Origin of the sequence: Euzebya pacifica (assembly GCF_003344865.1) — a bacterium.
Taxonomy (GTDB): Bacteria; Actinomycetota; Nitriliruptoria; order Euzebyales; family Euzebyaceae; genus Euzebya; species Euzebya pacifica.
The window spans coordinates 3,946,470-3,962,373 of record NZ_CP031165.1 but is presented as its reverse complement, the minus strand read 5'-3'; the positions used below and the strand labels follow the sequence as shown (position 1 = coordinate 3,962,373).

The following is a 15,904-nucleotide window of genomic DNA, read 5'->3' as shown; positions in this document are numbered from 1 at the left end:
TCAGGAAGCGAGTCGAAGGACAGGATCGACGAGGGAGGGCGGCGGTTGGATCGACGACGGACGTCGAGCCGGTGGGACGACCTGTCGATCACCCGCAAGGTCGCGGCGGTGGTGACGATCCCGTTGGTGCTGCTGCTGCTCACCTTCGCCGTCCTCGTGTCCTCCGCCGCCGCCCACCGGTCGCACGCCGTGCTCGACGCCCAGCTGGCGACGATGGGGGAGGGGGCCTACCACCTTTTCCTGGGCCTGGCCGAGGCCGGACACGCCGCGCACGACGTGGCACACGGTGGTGACATCGTTGCCGCCGAGGCCATCCGGGCGGAGGGCCTGGACCGCGCGCGCGAGGGGTTGGATCGGCTGGACGGCATCGACCGCACCCTGACCGACCGGCTGCGCCACCACGTGGTCCGCCAGCTGGCCGAGGCCGTCCTGTCCTCGCTGGCGCTGGTCGAGCCGCCGCTGACGGTCGACGGCCCACCGGTCACGCCGCTCCCGCCCAGTCACGAGACTGTCTCCCGTGTGCTGCAGCAGCAGATCGAGCTGCAGCTCGGGGACGGCTGGGACCGCCTGCAGGACAGCCGTGCGGACGGTGACCGCGACGAGCAGGCCCTGCGCTGGCTCACGGCGGTGCTGCTGCTCGGTGCCGCGCTGGTGCTGCTGGCCGTCCGGACCCTCGGCGGGCGCTTCGCCGACCGGGTCGTCCGGTTGCAGGACGACGCCGGCCTGCTGGCGAACGGGGCTGCGCTGGAGGTGCTGGAGGAGGACTGGCCCGACGACGAACTCGGCCGCTGCGCCGCCGCGGTGCACCGGGCCAGCCGGCTGCTCGCCCGGCGTGCCGATCAGGCCACGGCGGCGTCCCGCGCGACGACGGCGTTCCTGGCCAACGTCAGCCACGAGATGCGCACCCCGATGAACGGTGTGCTCGGCATGACGGCCCTCCTGAACGTCAGCGAGCTCGACGCCGAGCAACGACAGCACGTCGGGATCATCCGGTCCTCGGCCGAATCGATGCTCGAGCTGCTCAACGAGCTGCTGGACGCCACGAAGGTCCAGGCCGGCACGTTCGGCATCCGCGAGGAGGTCCACAACCCCGGGGAGGTGATCGGCGAAGCGGTCGACCTGTTCGAGGGCATGGCCGCCGACAAGTCCATCGACCTGTCGTTGCACCTGGAACCCGACCTGCCCGAGCTGGTCCTCGGCGACCCCCAGCGCCTGCGGCAGATCGTGCTGAACCTCGTCGGCAACGCCGTGAAGTTCACCGACGGCGGCCGGGTGCTGGTCTCCGCAGGGGTTCGCCCCGCTGATGACGGGCGGACCCTCTCCGTTGCGGTGTTCGACACCGGGGGAGGGATCCCCGCCGACATGGTCGACGTGATCTTCGACAGCTTCGTCCAGGCCCACGACGACGATTCGGCGCTGGCGACGGGCACTGGCCTGGGCCTTTCCATCGCCAAGAAGCTCGTCGAACGGATGGGCGGCACGATCGGGGTCCGCAGCAGCGTGGGCGTCGGCAGCTGCTTCTGGTTCGTCCTGCCCTTCCGAGAGGTGACCAACCAGCCGTCCCCGGCTGTCCCCGCCGAGGGCGACCTCGCTCTCGAGGTCGCCGACACCCCCCTGCGACTGCTCGTGGCGGACGACAACGAGATCAACCGGCGGGTCGCCCGTGGCCTCCTTGGGGCGCTCGGCCACGAGGTCCTGCTGGTCGGGGACGGTCGAGAAGCCGTCGAGATGGTGCGGTCGGTCCCCGTCGACGCGGTGTTCATGGACGCCCAGATGCCGATCATGGACGGACTGGAGGCAACGGCGGCCATCCGCGCGCTGCCCGGTCCGGAGTCGGCGACCCCCATCATCGCCATGACCGCCAGCGCCCTGGACGCCGACCGCGACCGGTTCCTCGCCGGCGGCATGGACGACTGCGCGTTCAAGCCGCTCGTCTGGGACGACCTGCGTGCGGTCCTCGAACGGGCCGTCATCAGCCGTCCCGACGCCACGACTCCCGAGGACGACCACCACGAGCCCGGCCAGGACCCGCTCGACCAGCGCATCCTCCACGGGCTGGTGCTGCTGCACCGCTCCGGTCAGCGCCTCGACGAGCTGCTGGACGGGTTCGAGCTGCGCGCGAGGGAACGCCTGCGAGAGATCACCGCAGCAGCAGCCCGCGGGGACGCCCACACCGTGGCGTTGGCCGCGCACAGCCTGCGCGGCAGCAGCGGCAACCTGGCCGCTGCTCGGCTGGCAGCGATGGCCGAACGGCTGGAGCTGTCCGCCGAGGAGGGCGATCTCGATGTCGTCGAGGTGCTGGTCCGGTCGATGCGGGAGGAGCTGGTGCTGGTCATGCACCTTCTGCGGGCAACCTTCGGGGTGCCGACCGGGGTCGGGTGATCCACCGGACGGGCGCCGGCCGTGACGGACGCCCGGGCGCCGCCTACGGTTGGCCTCCATGACCAGAGTCATCGCGGGCACCGCCGGCGGCCGGCCCCTCGCCGTCCCGGACGGACGACGGACACGCCCCACCGGCGACCGAGTGAAGGAAGCGTTGTTCTCCTCCCTCGGTGACCTGACCGATGCGGTCGTGCTCGACCTGTTCGCCGGCACGGGGGGACTGGGCATCGAGTCGCTGTCGCGAGGCGCGACACGAGCAGTCTTCGTCGAGCAGGACCGGCGCGCCGTGGCCACCGTCCGCGCCAACCTGGATGCGGCGGACGTCACCGAGCGTGCCCGGGTGGTCAACACCTCCGCCGAGCGGTTCGCGACGGACCCCAGCGGCGGGCCCTTCGACGTCGTGTTCGTCGACCCGCCCTACGTGATGGCCATGCACGACATCGCCGAGACGCTGCAGGTCCTCGTCGACGGCGAAGCGTTGCGCTCCGGCGCCCGGGTGGTCATCGAACGCGACAAGCGTCGTCCCGAACCGCCGCCCCGCCTCCTTTCCCATGATCGGGACCGGACGTACGGTGAGACCGTGCTGCGCTACTTCACGTACCTCCCCGCGACGGCCCCCCTCGCATCGACACCGGCCGCCGACGCATCCGATGAACCGCTTCGAGACGAGGTGTCCTCGTGACCGTCCGCGCCGTCTGCCCGGGGTCCTTCGACCCGGTGACCCACGGACACCTCGACGTGATCCGACGCGCCAGCAACACCTTCGACCACGTGACCGTCGCGTGCATGCGCAACGTGTCCAAGCGCGGTGGGCTGTTCGAGCTGGACGAGCGGCTGGAGATGCTGGAGGAGGTCACCGCCGACCTGCCCAACGTCGAGCTGGCCGTCTTCAAGGGCCTGCTGGTGGAGTTCGCCCGCGACAACGGCATCAACGTCATCGTCAAGGGGCTGCGGGCGGTCAGCGACTTCGAGTACGAGCTGCAGATGGCCCAGATGAACCACTCGATCGGTGGTGGCATCGAGACGCTGTTCATGTCGGCCAACCCCGACCATTCCTTCCTGTCCTCCTCCCTCGTGAAGGAGGTGGCCCGCTTCGGCGGTGACGTCAGCGCCTTCGTGCCCCCGGGCGTCGAGAAGCGCCTGCTGGCCAAGTACGCGGAAACCCACGTCGAGTCACACGACGAGTCCTGATCGGAGCCACGATGGACCTCGAGAACGCCCTCGCGCAGCTGGAGCACCAGCTCGCCGACGCACGTCCCGTACCGCTGTCGGCGTCGGTGATGGTCAACAAGGACGAGCTGGAACGCGTCGCCCAGGCCATCCGTGCGGCCCTGCCCGAGGAGATCCGCCAGGCACGCTGGGTGCTCAAGGAGCGCGACACGATCCTCGCCCAGGCGTCCCGCGATGCCGAGCAGGTCGTCGAGGACGGCCGCCGTGAACGCGACCGGATGGTGGCCGACACCGAGCTGGTCCGCGAAGCCCACCGCGAGGCCCAGCGGATCGTGGACCGCGCAGGGGAGGAGGGGCGGCGCATCCGCAACGAGGCCGAGGACTACGTCGACGCCAAGCTCGGCGACTTCGAGGTCGTCCTGCAGAAGACCCTCTCGACGGTCACCCGTGGTCGCGACCGGCTGCGCGGCCGACAGGCCTCCTCGGAGATCCGCGCTGGCGAGGATCCGACGCTGCCGGGTGGGCTGCCCGTCCAGCAGGACCAGCCCGGACCGCAGGGCCAGCACGGCCCCGAGGACACCGTTCCGCCCGGTGAGGCCACCCAGTGGCCCGGGGCGGGGCCGGAGCAGCCCGCCGACGACATGTCGCCCCGCACCGGTGGCGTGAAGTTCTTCGACCACGAGGAAACGCTCTAACCGGTCAGCAGGCCGAGCGAGGCACCTACGCCGCACCGGTGGCCAGACCCTTCGGTGTGCGCTACGCTTTCTGACCCTGCGCGATTCCCGCGCACGTTCGCGTGCCTGCATCCCGACCCGGTCCGGGCGGATGCCACGCCCCGATCCAGAAGGATTCACGACCGCGGCCTGCCGCCACGGCCATCTCCCATGACCAACGACCCGACCGAGCTGGCATCGACCAAGATCGATGTCGCCGAGCTGCTCGACACACCCGGCGCAACGCGCGAGGTGGAGCTGGACCTGCCCGTTCCCGAGGGGTTCGAGGTACCGCTCACCGCGTTCGGCGACGAGGTCCGTGTCGACGGTGTCCTGGAGTCCCTGGTCGATGGCGTGCTGCTGCGCGGCACCGTGGAGATCGACGTGGACCAGCAGTGCGCGATGTGCCTGGAGCCCATCGACCGGCACCCGTCCACCGCCGATGTCGCCGAGCTGTTCTCCGACCCGGCGACGGCAGAGGACCCCGAGGACGTCGAGGTCGGCTACACCATCCGTGGCGGGGTCATCGACATCGACACCCTGATCCGTGACGCGCTGGCCGCCGACATCGACACGGCACCGCACTGCCGGCCCGACTGCAAGGGCTTGTGCCCCACCTGCGGCATCAACCGCAACGAGGCCACCTGCGACTGCCACGACACGGTTGTCGACGACCGCTGGTCGGCCCTGGCCGACCTCGACCTCGACAGCTGATCCCCCCAACTCTCCCGACCGACCAACCCATCCGAGGAGCTCTGCCATGGCAGTCCCGAAGCGCAAGAAGTCCCGCAGCACCACCCGGCACCGCAAGGCGCAGTGGATGAAGACTGCAGCCCCCACCGTCACCAAGTGCCCCCAGTGCGGCAGCGACACCCGGCCCCACACCGCCTGCAACACCTGCGGCACCTACCGCGGTCGTCAGGCCGTCGAGCCGAAGCTGTAGGCGTTGCCCATCCGCGTACGCGGATGACCCCATGACGATCCCCGCCGGGGCCGTCGTCGTGGACGCCATGGGTGGCGACCACGCCCCCTCGGCCGCGCTGGACGGCGCGGCCGTCGCCGCAGGGCGAGGGGTCGACGTCGTGCTGTGCGGGGACGCCTCGTTGCGTGACCGCACCGACCTGCCCGTCGTCGTCGCCGACGGCGTCGTGGGCATGGACGAGGACGCGGCAATGGGCCTGCGTCGCCTGCCCGACGCCTCGATCCGGGTGGCCGCCCGCACCGTGGCCGATGCTCCCGGCAGCGTGCTGCTGTCGGCCGGGTCGACCGGCGCCACCGTCGGGGCTGCCCTGCTCGAGCTCGGCCGACTCGATGGGGTCCGCCGCCCGGTCGTCGCTGCCCGTGTGCCGTTGCCCGACGGGGGAACCGTCGTGCTGCTGGACGTCGGCGCAGACCCCGACCCGCAACCCGAGGCCTACCCCACCATGGCACGACTCGGCGCCGCGCACGCACGTGCCATGGGGGTCGATCACCCCCGCGTCGGTTTGCTGAACATGGGCGTCGAGCCGCGCAAGGGCACCCGCCGGACGATCGCCGCCGAGGGCCTGCTGGCCGGCTCCGCGGGGTTCGTCGGCAACGTCGAACCGGCAGATGTCCTCCGCGGCGCTGTCGACGTCGTCGTCTGCGACGGTTTCACCGGCAACCTCGTGCTGAAGACGATCGAGGGACTGTCGGCCGGGATGTCGGATGTCGCGGACAGGCGGGCCACGCGTGACCGAGCCGCCCATCTCCTCGGCGTTCGGGGTACGGTGCTGGTGATGCACGGTGCTGCGACCGGCGAGGACTTCGCCGAGGCGGTCTCACTGGCCGCTCGTTGCGCAACGGCTGGCACACGACAATGACAGGTGACGAGATCTACAGCCTCCTCGCTCCGCGGCTCCAGGCGGTGCTGGCGCTCGATGCGCTGCCGGCACCGACCGCCCGGTTCGACGAGGACCTGCATGCCGACTCCCTGGACCTCGTGGAGGTCGTGGAGGGCGTCGAGCAGGACCTGGCCGACGCCGGTGTCCGCGTCCGGCTGCCCGAGGACGAGCTCCGCGACCTCGAAACCGTCCGGGACGCCGCCGAGGCGTTCGCCGCGCTGACACGGAAGGAGCCGAAGTGAAGACCCAGGACACCACCCCCGACGACGGCTCCACCGAGCCGACGGCCTCTGCCGAGGAGCGTCCGGCCGCCGAGGTCGCGCTGGAGGAGGCGCTGGGGTACCGCTTCGTCGACCAGGGGCTGCTGCACAAGGCGCTCAGCCACCGCAGCTACGCCTTCGAGGCCGGGGGACTGGCCGACAACGAACGGCTGGAGTTCCTCGGCGACGCGGTGCTCGGCGTGATCGTCACCCACGAGATCTTCACCCGGCTGCCCCAGTCCGCCGAGGGACGGCTTGCCAAGGTGCGGTCGGCCGCGGTCAACACCCTCAGCCTGGCCGACCTCGCCCGGGGCATCGGCATCGGCGAGGCGGTCCACCTCGGCGTGGGCGAGGAGCAGTCCGGTGGGCGTGACAAGGACTCGATCCTCGCCAACACGATGGAGGCCGTCATCGGCGCGGTGTTCCTGGACTCAGGCATCGAGGCGGCCACGACCGTCGTGCTGGACCTGACCCGTGACCTGCTCGACGACATCATCGACCGTCGCGATTCCCTGGACTACAAGACGTCCCTGCAGGAGCTGACGGCCGGCGAGCTGTCGACCCTCCCCAGCTACGAGCTGAGCGACGTCGGCCCGGACCACGCCAAGACCTTCACGGCGATCGTGCGGGTCGCCGGCGAGGAGCTCGGGCGCGGCGAGGGACGCAGCAAGAAGGAAGCCGAACAGGGCGCCGCCGCCGAGGCCTACAGCCTGCTCAAGACACGACTCACCAACCGACAGAAGGACAGTCAGTGACCCAGTTGCCCGAGGTCGAAGTCATCAAGCGAGAGCTGGAGAAAGAGCTCGTCGGCAAGAAGATCAAGGACGTCTGGCTGTCGCCGGCGGAGCTGGTCAAGCGCCACGGCACGATCAAGGACTTCTCCGCCAGCCTGGTCGACAACAAGATCGTGTCGGTGGACCGCAAGGGCATGTGCCTGTTGTTCGAGCTGGACAACGACACGACGCTGGTGGCCATCCCCGGCAGCCGTGCGCGCATGACCAAGGAGACGGCCAAGGAGGCGCGCGGCGACGCGACCCGGATGGTGCTGCAGTGGACCACCGGCGGGTCGGTGCACTACCACGACCTGGAGGCCGACGGTGAGCTGTTCGTCGTCGACACCGACAAGGTCGACGAGCTGGACGACCTCGCCAAGCTGGGCATGGACCCGCTGGCCGAGCCGATCCCGTGGCCGGTGTTCTCCTCCGCCCTGACCGACCGCAAGGACCTGCTGAAGGCCGTCATGGTCGACGACAGCTTCGTGGTGGGCCTGGGCAACATCTACTCCGACGAGATCCTGTTCGAGGCGGGTCTGGCCCCCGCCCGCAACTCGGCGACGCTGTCCAGCCAGGAGGTCCGCCGCCTGCACCGCGCGATCCTCGAGGTCATCTACGAGGCCATCAAGCAGGGCGGCACCGACAAGGCCCCCAGCGAGACCGACAAGGGGTTCTTGCCCTACGACGAGGTCGGCCACCTCAAGATCTACGCCCGCGAGGGCCAGGCCGACGCCCGGTCCCGCGCCATCATCGAGTACGGCAAGATCAAGAAGGGCCTGTACGCCTACCACTCGCCCCGCACCCAGACCTGATCCCAGGGCTTCGCTGCTGGACCGGTCAGGGAAGGTCCAGCAGCAGGGCGAGGCCGACGACGGCCAGCCAGGCGCACAGCGCCAGCCCGAAGCGGTTCATCGGCGGGGTGTCGGGGTCGACGTGGCGGGCCATGCGGTGCTGGGCCTGCCACCAGCCGAGGACCGCGCCACCGCCGACGGCGGCAACCATGACGAACGGGCCGTTGGTGCCGGTGATGTTGCGCACCCCGACGGCGATCATCAGCCCGACCCACATGTAGGCGACGAACCACAGGTAGCCGGCAAGGGTCGCCCAACCCTTGCGTGCCGGACGGCTGACCTGCTTGACCGTGTCACCGTGGCGGTTCCACCAGCGGCCCGTCGCCCGTCCCAGCTGCCGGCTGACCGGCACCTCGGGGGCAGGGCGGTCGGTCACGCGACGCCGCCGATCCGGGTGTCGTTGCGGCTGGCGATGTGGTCGATGGCCTTGCGCAGGGCCGAGTTGAACTCCGTGGCCATGGCTGCCGAGGCGTCGTGATCGCCCTCGACCTCCACCACCAGCGGGTCGTCGAGCAGGTCGACCAGCTGCAGCTGCGCGCTCGGCGGGACGAGGCGGTCGCGGGTGGTGACCAGCACGGCGGAGGGAACGTCGATGCCGGTGATCCAGCCGCGCGAGTCGAAGCGGGACAGCTCGCGTCCGGCCTCGGCCAGGTCCTCGATCTCCCCGCGCTGGAGCTCGCCGACCACCCAGGGGAGGAGGGGCGAGAGCTCGGAGATGCCCGGGGCGGCGCGGCGCAGCAGGTTGGGGCCGACCGCGTCCTGGGCCTGGGTCAGCAGGACCCGCTCGATCCACGTGCGGGGGAGGAGCCGCTGGCCGAGCTGGTAGAGGGTGATGAACCGCCAGCCGAGGGCGGTGACAGTGGAGAAGTTGAAGTGGGCAGCGGTGGCGCACAGGACGACGCCAGCGACGACGTCGGGATGGCGCTGCCACAGCAGCTGGGTCAGCGGGCCGCCCATGGAGTAGCCGACGATGATGGCCGGGCCCGTGCCCTCCGCGCGCAGCAGCGCGGCGATGTCGTCAGCCACGTCGGCCAGGCGGAAGGGCATGCTGTGGCGGGCGCCGCGCCCGTGGCCCCGGTGGTCGGGAGCGATCACCCGGCCCACCTCCTCCAGCGCCCCGTAGGTCGTGAACCAGTTGAGGTCCGCGGAGACGACCCAGCCGTGCACCAGCACGATGGGTGGCTGGTCCGCGGGTCCGGGCTGGTCGCGGAAGAAGATCTCCCCGTGCCCGTCGAGGGAGACGGTGCGCGACGGCGGCAGGTCCCCGGGTGGCCTCGCGACCCCCAGGGAGCTGTCGTCGGGGCGGGAACGGCCCGTCACCCATGCGGTGGCGGCGGTGACGGCGGCGGCGCCGCCGGCCGCGGTCAGGATCCAGCTGGTTCGACTCATGTCGTCCCGAAGGGTAGGACCCCTGTACGATCGACGCTGCGAGACCCCGAAACCCCCTTGTTTCGGCGGCGTTTCGCGTCGTACACTCCGCAAGGGACGGTCGCTGCGCACGACGTGTGCGGCTGGCGTTCCCGAGGTGCCACTCACTGTCAGGCGCCCACCACCCGCCGTGCCGGGTCACGATCGCACGCTACCTCAAGACCTCTCTAGGAGAACGCATGAAGGCGCTCGTCGGATCCTGGGACGCCGCTCCCCACAAGCTGCTCGCGGAGATCACCGCACTGCGCAGCAAGGTTGCCCAGCTGAAGGCCGAGAACGAGGGCCTGCAGGCCGAGAACGCCATGCTGCGGGGCCTCGTCGATGCAGACGACCACGCCGGTGTCGAGATGGTGGCCGAGAACCTGGCCACCGCCTCCGCCTAGCAGCCCACACGACGCGAGCCTCTGCCGAACCCGGCAGGGGCTCTTGTTGTGTCCGATGTGCGGCCCGGGCGTCCTGCCCGCTACCGCATCCAGCGTCCACCCGCACCGGCCACCCGGCCGTCCGGCCTGATCCGGGCGTCCGTCCACGCCCGTTAACCTTCACTCGACCGTGTATCTCAAGTCTCTCGCCCTGCGTGGCTTCAAGTCCTTCGCCGACTCGACTCGGCTGGACTTCGAGCCCGGCATCACCGTGATCGTCGGACCCAACGGGTCGGGCAAGTCCAACATCGTGGACGCACTCACGTGGTCGATGGGAACCCGGTCCGCCAAAGACCTGCGTGGTGGTTCGATGTCGGACGTCATCTTCGCCGGTGCGGGCAGCCGCAAGGCCATGGGGCGGGCGTCGGTGGAGATCACCATCGACAACTCCGACGACAGCCTGCCGATCGAGTTCACCGAGGTCACCGTCGGCCGGGCCATGTTCGCCACCGGCGAGAACGCCTACACGATCAACGACGTCGAGTGCCGCCAGCTGGACGTCGCCGAGCTGCTGTCCGACACGGGACTCGGCCGGGAGACCCACACCATCGTCGGGCAGGGACGCATCGACGCCGTCCTCAACGCCCGCCCCGAGGAACGCCGCGCGTTCATCGAGGAAGCGGCCGGCATCCTCAAGCACCGCCGCCGCAAGGAACGGGCGCTGCGCAAGCTCGGGCAGATGGAGGGCCACCTCGAACGACTGGTCGACCTGCTCAGCGAGATGCGCCGACAGCTGCGCCCCCTGGAACGCCAGGCCGAAGCCGCAGCCAAGCACCGCAACCTCTCCGATCAGCTGCACGCCATCCGCACCGATCGCGGCCTGCGTGACCTGGCTCGACTGCTGGACCGCTGGTCCACCGAGCAGGCCAGCCGCTCGGCTTCCGACCAGCGGCTGCGCGAGCTGGAGGAGACCAACGCCACCCTCAAGCGGGACGAGCAGGCCATCGCCCAGGGCCTGTCGGAGCTGACCCCGGCCGTGCGCCTGGCCACCGAGACCCAGTTCGCCCTCGCCAACCTCGTCGAGCGGTCCAGCGGCATCGTCGAGCGCATCGTCGAACGTCGCAACGGCCTAGCCGAAGCCGCCGAGGAACCCGTCGCCGGTCGCGACCCCGAGGAGCTTCGCGGTGAGGCACAGCGCGACCGCGGCCACCTGGCGGAGGTCGCCGAACACGTCACCACCACCTCCGGCCTGCTGGAACGCGCCCGCCAGCACACCCGTCATGCCGAGCAGGCGCGCCGCGCCCACGAGCAGGCGGCCGCTGCGGAGGCCCGTCGTCGGGTCGAGGCCCGCGAACGCCAGATCCGCTGGGAGGGCGAGATCGGGGGGCTGCGCAGCTCCCTGGCGCAGGCCTCCGGTGAGGAGGGCCGGCTGAGCATCCAGCTGCAGGCCCAGCAGGACCGCTCCGACGAGCTCGAGGCCGACGTCACCGCCGTCCAGAACGAGATCCAGCGCCTCGACGCGGCCGTCCCAGACCTGTCGGACCACCTCAGGACCATGGAGGAGCGGCGCGCCCGGGCCCAGAAGGCCGCCAGCGACGCCGCCAAGGAAGAACGCGAGCTCGAACGGCGCCGGGCGAGCCTCGAGGCCCGCGCCGACGCGCTGTTCGCGGCGTCCGCCGAACCGAGCGAAGGTGCCTCCGTCCTGGCCGAGGCGGCCGAGAAGGGGCAGGTCGACGGCGTCCTCGGCCCGCTCGCCGCGCTGTTGCAGGTCGCCGACGGCCACGCCGTCGCCGTGTCCGCTGCCCTCGGCCCGCTGGCCGATGCCCTCGTCGTCGCCGGCCGGTCCGCCGCCGAATCGGCGCTCGGCTTCGTGGCCGATCGCGAGGCCGGCCGCACCCTCCTGCTGGTCGCCGGGGCCCCGCACAACGAACCGACCGACCAGCCGTCGCTGGACGCGATCGGCGCCCGGCCCCTGGCCCCCATGGTCGACGGCGACCCCGGCATCCGCGCGGCAGCTCGCCGGGCCCTTGCCGGCGTCTACGTCTGCGACGACCTCGACACGGCGCTGCGGCTGGCCGACACCAAGCCCGAGCTGGTCTTCGTCACCACCGACGGGCAGATCGCCGGTGCCCGAGGGCATGCCGGTGGGGGAGCGGTCGCCCACACCGCCGTGCTGTCGCGTGCCGCGGCGGAGGAGGCCAAGCAGCAGGCCGACGCGGTCGGTGCGGAGCTGCGGATCGTGCACCGCAAGGTCGGCGACGCCGACCGGGAGCTGGAGGAGGTCCGCCAGCAGCTGGAGACCGCCCAGGCGCAGATGCAGGAGTCCGACGCCCAGATCACCTCCGCTGCCGAGCGGCTGGGACGGCTGAACAAGGAGCTGTTCCGCTGTCACCGGGAGCGCGACCAGGTCCAGAAGCAGCACGACCAGCTGGTCGCCCAGACCAAGGCGCGGCAGGAGAAGCTGGACGAGCTGGAGGCCCGCGGTCCCGAGCCCTACGTGCCCGACCCGCGGTTCGCCGACGAGGAGGGCGGCGGCGACGTCGAGGCCGAACGGCTGGACGACCTCCTGACCGAGGCCCGCGAGGCCGAGGTGCAGGCCCGCTTGAACCATTCCACCGCCGAGCAGGAGGCCGGCGAGCTGCGGCGTCGCATCGCGGCGCTGGAGCAGGAGGCCCAGCGGGTCGAGGCCCAGCTGGCCGAACGCGAGCGGCGCCAGAAGGCCCGCCTTGCCGCGATCGCCCGCTGTGACGAGCTCGAGCACGTCGCCCGCGCGGCGTTGGCCCGCGCCGAGGCCTCGCGCGTCGAGGCTGCGGCCGAACGCGACCGGCTGGAGGAGGCGCGTGCCGAGCAGCAGCGCCGTCTGGGGGTGGCACGCTCCAAGCTGGCGGAGCTCGCCCAGCAGCTGGAGTCCCTGCGCGACAGCCGCCACCGCGAGGACCTGATCCGCCAGGAGCTGTCCATGCAGCTCGACGGCGTCCGATCTCGGCTGCGCGAGATCGGCATCGACGACGGCGAGGCGGCCCTCAAGGAACGCACCGCCGACCCCGAGGACGACCTGCTGGCGGGCGGCGAGGAACGCGACGCGGAGCTGGCCGAGGCCGAGGACGACCTGGCCCGCAAGATCGGTCTGCTCGGGACGGTGAACCCGCTGGCCCTGGAGGAGTTCCACGCGCTGCAGGAGCGGCACGAGTTCATGACCGGCCAGCTGGAGGACCTGCGCACGTCCAAGAAGGACCTGATGCGGGTCGTCGAGGCGGTCGACGATCGGATCCGCGAGGTGTTCGCCGCCGCGTTCGCCGACGTGGCCGGCCACTTCGAGCACATCTTCCCCAAGCTGTTCCCCGGGGGGCAGGGCAAGCTGATCCTGACCGACCCCGACGACATGCTGACCACCGGCGTGGAGGTCGAGGCACGGCCGCCCGGCAAGAAGGTCAAGCGCCTGTCGCTGCTGTCGGGTGGCGAACGCTCCCTGACCGCCCTGGCGGTGCTGTTCGCGATCTTCGCCGCCCGCCCGTCGCCGTTCTACGTGCTCGACGAGGTCGAGGCTGCCCTGGACGACGCCAACCTGGGTCGGTTCCTGAGCGTGGTGGAGGAGTTCCGCGGCTTCAGCCAGTGGATCATCGTCAGCCACCAGCGCCGGACGATGGAGATCGCCGACACGATCTACGGCGTGTCCATGGGCTCCGCCGGTGTGTCCCGTGTCGTGAGCCGGAAGCTGGACCAGTCAGGCCTCGCCCGGACACCCTGACAGATTCGAAACAGGCCGTTGACGGTCCGGGCGGGGCTGCGGATACTCCGCCGATGAACGTCGCATCTTCGTGCGGCGGTGCGGGGGTCGTGGTTGCGGCTGTGGTTGTTGCCGTGCTCGGGATGCCTGCGCCGTCGTCATCTCAGCCGTCCGACACCCTCGTCATCGTCAAGGACGAGGCGCCTCTCTCGAACGTCGATATCGCCGTGGCCCTCAGCCAGGCCACGCCGCTCCCCGCACCGGAGACGGTGCTGATCGGGCGTGACGACGACTTCGCCGACGCCCTCGCCTCGGGCGTGATGCAGTCCCGCTCGCCGCTGCTGCTGGTGCCCTCGGCGGGTCCGCTGCCCGAGACGGTCGTCGAGGAGGTGCGGCGGCTCGGCTCTACGCGTGCGGTCATCCTGGGTGGTGAGGCGGCGGTCCAGCCGGCGATCGACCAGGAGCTGCAGGACCTGGGCCTTGCGGTCGAGCGGCGGGCAGGTGGGTCGCGGTTCGAGACGGCGATCGACATCGCCCGCAACGACGCGGCTGGGGCGGACACGGTGATCCTCGCCCGGGCGTTCCCTGCACCCGGTGCGACCGACCTGACCCAGGGGTTCGCCGATTCGATCGCCGCCGGTGGCATGTCAGCGGAGTTCGGGTGGCCGGTGCTGCTGACCCAGACCGACACCCTGACCGAGCCCACCCGCGCCTACCTGGCCGAGGCCGGCATCACGCGGGTGGAGATCATGGGTGGCACGGCGGCGATCTCAGCTGCGGTGGAGCAGCAGATCCGCGACATGGGCATCACTACCGAACGGCTGGCCGGCAACAGCCGGGCCGAGACCGCCCTTGCGGTGGCCGACAAGCTGGGTGCCCCGACGGCTGCCGAGGCCGATCACGTCGTTCTCGTGCAGGGCCAGGCCCCCGACGCCTGGGCCGGCGGGTTCGCCGCGGCAGCCCATGCGGCGCTGCTGGACGCGCCGATCGTGCTGGCGACCGGTGACACCCTGCCGCCGGCCACGCTGGACTGGCTGCGTGACGGGGCGACCGACCCCGGTTATGCGGTCGTGCCCGCCGATGGCAGCCCGGTGCTGACCTGTGTGGTCGTCCCCTCCCTCTGCGAGGAGGCCCGCGTCACCCTCGGCCTGCCACCGGACAGCCCGGCCGGTGGCCCGCTGGAGCTGCTCAGCACCGACCCAGACGGCATTGCGGCCGGCGGATACGCGCCGTCAACCTCCGCAGACGGGCGCACCGTGGCGTTCCTCAGCGACGGACCGTTGTCGCCTGACGCCGACGGGGCCCTGCACGTGTGGGCGCACACCGCCGACGGCCTCGTCATGATCGACCGCACCCCCGACGGGAGCCCCGCAGCCACCTTCGACCCGGAAGCACAAGTGTCGGCCGACGGCCGCTGGGTCGTGTTCACCAGCGAGGACCAGACCCTCGCCGGCGGAGACCTCGGGCAGCTCCGCAGCGCCTACGTGCACGACCTCCAGACCGGCGACACCGCCCACGTCTCGATCGACGGCACCGGCGCCCCGGGCAACTACGTCGGCAGCCCCTCGATCGATGCCGACGGGTCGGTGGTCTCCTACGTCTCCCAGGGCGACGTCGGTCAGGATGCCGGCTGCGCGTGCTACTGGATGTGGTGGCACGACCTGGACAGCGGAGAGGTCGGGGTCGTCCGGACCCCGGACGGCGCGCCGGTCGAAGCCGCTGGCGGCACCCGACCCAAGCTGTCGGGCGACGGCACCGCGCTGGTCTTCATGACTGCCACGGGGCTCCTGCCAGGAGACGACAACGACGGTGCCGACACCTACCTGTACGACATCACCACCGGCACCCTCGAGCTGATCTCGGTCGGCCCAGACGGCCATGCCGGGACGACGACGGACTTCAACCCGTCCAGCGAGGTCGGCGTCAGCCACGATGCCTCGGTGGTGACGTTCGCCTCGACCGCCGGGGACCTGGTTGCCGGCGACGGCGCCGAGTCCGGGCAGGTCTACCTCCGCGACCGGTCGACGGGGACGACGGTCCGGCTGACCGGCCCCGACCCCGCTGGCGGCATCTACACCGAGGCCACCGCCGGCTTGTCGACCAACGGCCGCTGGGCGGTCTTCGCCAGCAGCAACGACCCGACTGCCACCGGCCGGTTCGGCTGTGGCGTGTTCCGCTTCTCGGTCCTCGACGGCACGATCACCCGGATCGACCAGGGGCCCGGTGACTCCAACAACTGCCCGATACGTGCCGACGTGGCAGACGATGGCACGGTCGTCACCGACCACTTCGCCGCGCTCCACGACGGCAACGACGAACACCAGAACGCGCTCGGCGGCTACGACGTGTACCGCTCCGGCCCGGGCTGACCCCAGC

Annotated in this window: 15 protein-coding genes; 13 read left to right on the top strand and 2 right to left on the bottom strand. The window is 71.2% G+C overall.

Annotation, left to right across the window (positions count from 1 at the left end; genetic code table 11):
* The first annotated feature begins 45 nt into the window (after window positions 1–45).
* The 10 genes from DVS28_RS17000 (at window position 46) to DVS28_RS16955 (ending at window position 7,972) form a co-directional block, all read left to right on the top strand.
* The gene (locus tag DVS28_RS17000) at window positions 46–2,382 is read left to right on the top strand and encodes a hybrid sensor histidine kinase/response regulator (protein WP_216826104.1); all 2,337 of its coding nucleotides are present in this window, start codon (window positions 46–48) and stop codon (window positions 2,380–2,382) included.
* Between the two features lie 58 nt (window positions 2,383–2,440).
* The gene (gene rsmD, locus DVS28_RS16995) at window positions 2,441–3,064 is read left to right on the top strand and encodes a 16S rRNA (guanine(966)-N(2))-methyltransferase RsmD (protein WP_114592521.1); all 624 of its coding nucleotides are present in this window, start codon (window positions 2,441–2,443) and stop codon (window positions 3,062–3,064) included.
* Window positions 3,061–3,573, top strand: a complete 513-nt coding sequence (gene coaD, locus DVS28_RS16990; protein ID WP_114592520.1) for a pantetheine-phosphate adenylyltransferase — start codon at window positions 3,061–3,063, stop codon at window positions 3,571–3,573. Before rsmD ends, coaD begins: the two co-directional genes overlap by 4 nt.
* Window positions 3,574–3,584: 11 nt before the next feature.
* Window positions 3,585–4,247 carry an ATP synthase subunit B family protein gene (locus tag DVS28_RS16985; RefSeq protein WP_114592519.1) on the top strand — a complete coding sequence of 221 codons (663 nt, stop codon included), beginning with the start codon at window positions 3,585–3,587 and terminating at the stop codon, window positions 4,245–4,247.
* A gap of 189 nt (window positions 4,248–4,436) precedes the next feature.
* Window positions 4,437–4,979 carry a YceD family protein gene (locus DVS28_RS16980; RefSeq protein WP_114592518.1) on the top strand — a complete coding sequence of 181 codons (543 nt, stop codon included), beginning with the start codon at window positions 4,437–4,439 and terminating at the stop codon, window positions 4,977–4,979.
* A 46-nt stretch (window positions 4,980–5,025) separates the two neighbouring features.
* Complete coding sequence (rpmF, locus tag DVS28_RS16975; RefSeq protein WP_114592517.1) at window positions 5,026–5,208, top strand: 50S ribosomal protein L32; 183 nt, start codon at window positions 5,026–5,028, stop codon at window positions 5,206–5,208.
* 31 nt (window positions 5,209–5,239) lie between these two features.
* Entirely contained in the window at window positions 5,240–6,106 is an 867-nt protein-coding gene (locus tag DVS28_RS16970) for a phosphate acyltransferase PlsX (protein WP_114592516.1), read from the top strand.
* Window positions 6,103–6,369, top strand: coding sequence for an acyl carrier protein (locus tag DVS28_RS16965; RefSeq protein ID WP_114592515.1), 267 nt, complete (start codon window positions 6,103–6,105; stop codon window positions 6,367–6,369). Before DVS28_RS16970 ends, DVS28_RS16965 begins: the two co-directional genes overlap by 4 nt.
* Window positions 6,366–7,142: a ribonuclease III gene (rnc, locus tag DVS28_RS16960; RefSeq protein WP_216826103.1), complete on the top strand. Its 777-nt coding sequence runs from the start codon at window positions 6,366–6,368 to the stop codon at window positions 7,140–7,142. Before DVS28_RS16965 ends, rnc begins: the two co-directional genes overlap by 4 nt.
* Entirely contained in the window at window positions 7,139–7,972 is an 834-nt protein-coding gene (locus DVS28_RS16955; protein ID WP_114592514.1) for a DNA-formamidopyrimidine glycosylase family protein, read from the top strand. Before rnc ends, DVS28_RS16955 begins: the two co-directional genes overlap by 4 nt.
* 25 nt (window positions 7,973–7,997) lie before the next feature.
* Here DVS28_RS16955 and DVS28_RS16950 read toward each other — a convergent pair whose 3' ends face one another.
* Window positions 7,998–8,387 carry a hypothetical protein gene (locus DVS28_RS16950; RefSeq protein WP_114592513.1) on the bottom strand — a complete coding sequence of 130 codons (390 nt, stop codon included), beginning with the start codon at window positions 8,385–8,387 and terminating at the stop codon, window positions 7,998–8,000.
* Entirely contained in the window at window positions 8,384–9,400 is a 1,017-nt protein-coding gene (locus DVS28_RS16945) for an alpha/beta fold hydrolase (protein WP_114592512.1), read from the bottom strand. The genes DVS28_RS16950 and DVS28_RS16945 overlap by 4 nt, the downstream gene beginning before the upstream one ends.
* A gap of 218 nt (window positions 9,401–9,618) precedes the next feature.
* Between DVS28_RS16945 and DVS28_RS16940 the strand changes: the two genes are divergently transcribed.
* The 3 genes from DVS28_RS16940 (at window position 9,619) to DVS28_RS16930 (ending at window position 15,897) form a co-directional block, all read left to right on the top strand.
* Window positions 9,619–9,822: a coiled-coil domain-containing protein gene (locus DVS28_RS16940; protein WP_114592511.1), complete on the top strand. Its 204-nt coding sequence runs from the start codon at window positions 9,619–9,621 to the stop codon at window positions 9,820–9,822.
* A 169-nt stretch (window positions 9,823–9,991) separates the two neighbouring features.
* A complete protein-coding gene (gene smc / locus DVS28_RS16935) occupies window positions 9,992–13,549 on the top strand; it encodes a chromosome segregation protein SMC (RefSeq protein ID WP_114592510.1) in 3,558 nt (1,185 codons plus the stop codon).
* 53 nt (window positions 13,550–13,602) lie between these two features.
* The gene (locus tag DVS28_RS16930; protein WP_114592509.1) at window positions 13,603–15,897 is read left to right on the top strand and encodes a cell wall-binding repeat-containing protein; all 2,295 of its coding nucleotides are present in this window, start codon (window positions 13,603–13,605) and stop codon (window positions 15,895–15,897) included.
* Window positions 15,898–15,904 lie beyond the last annotated feature (7 nt).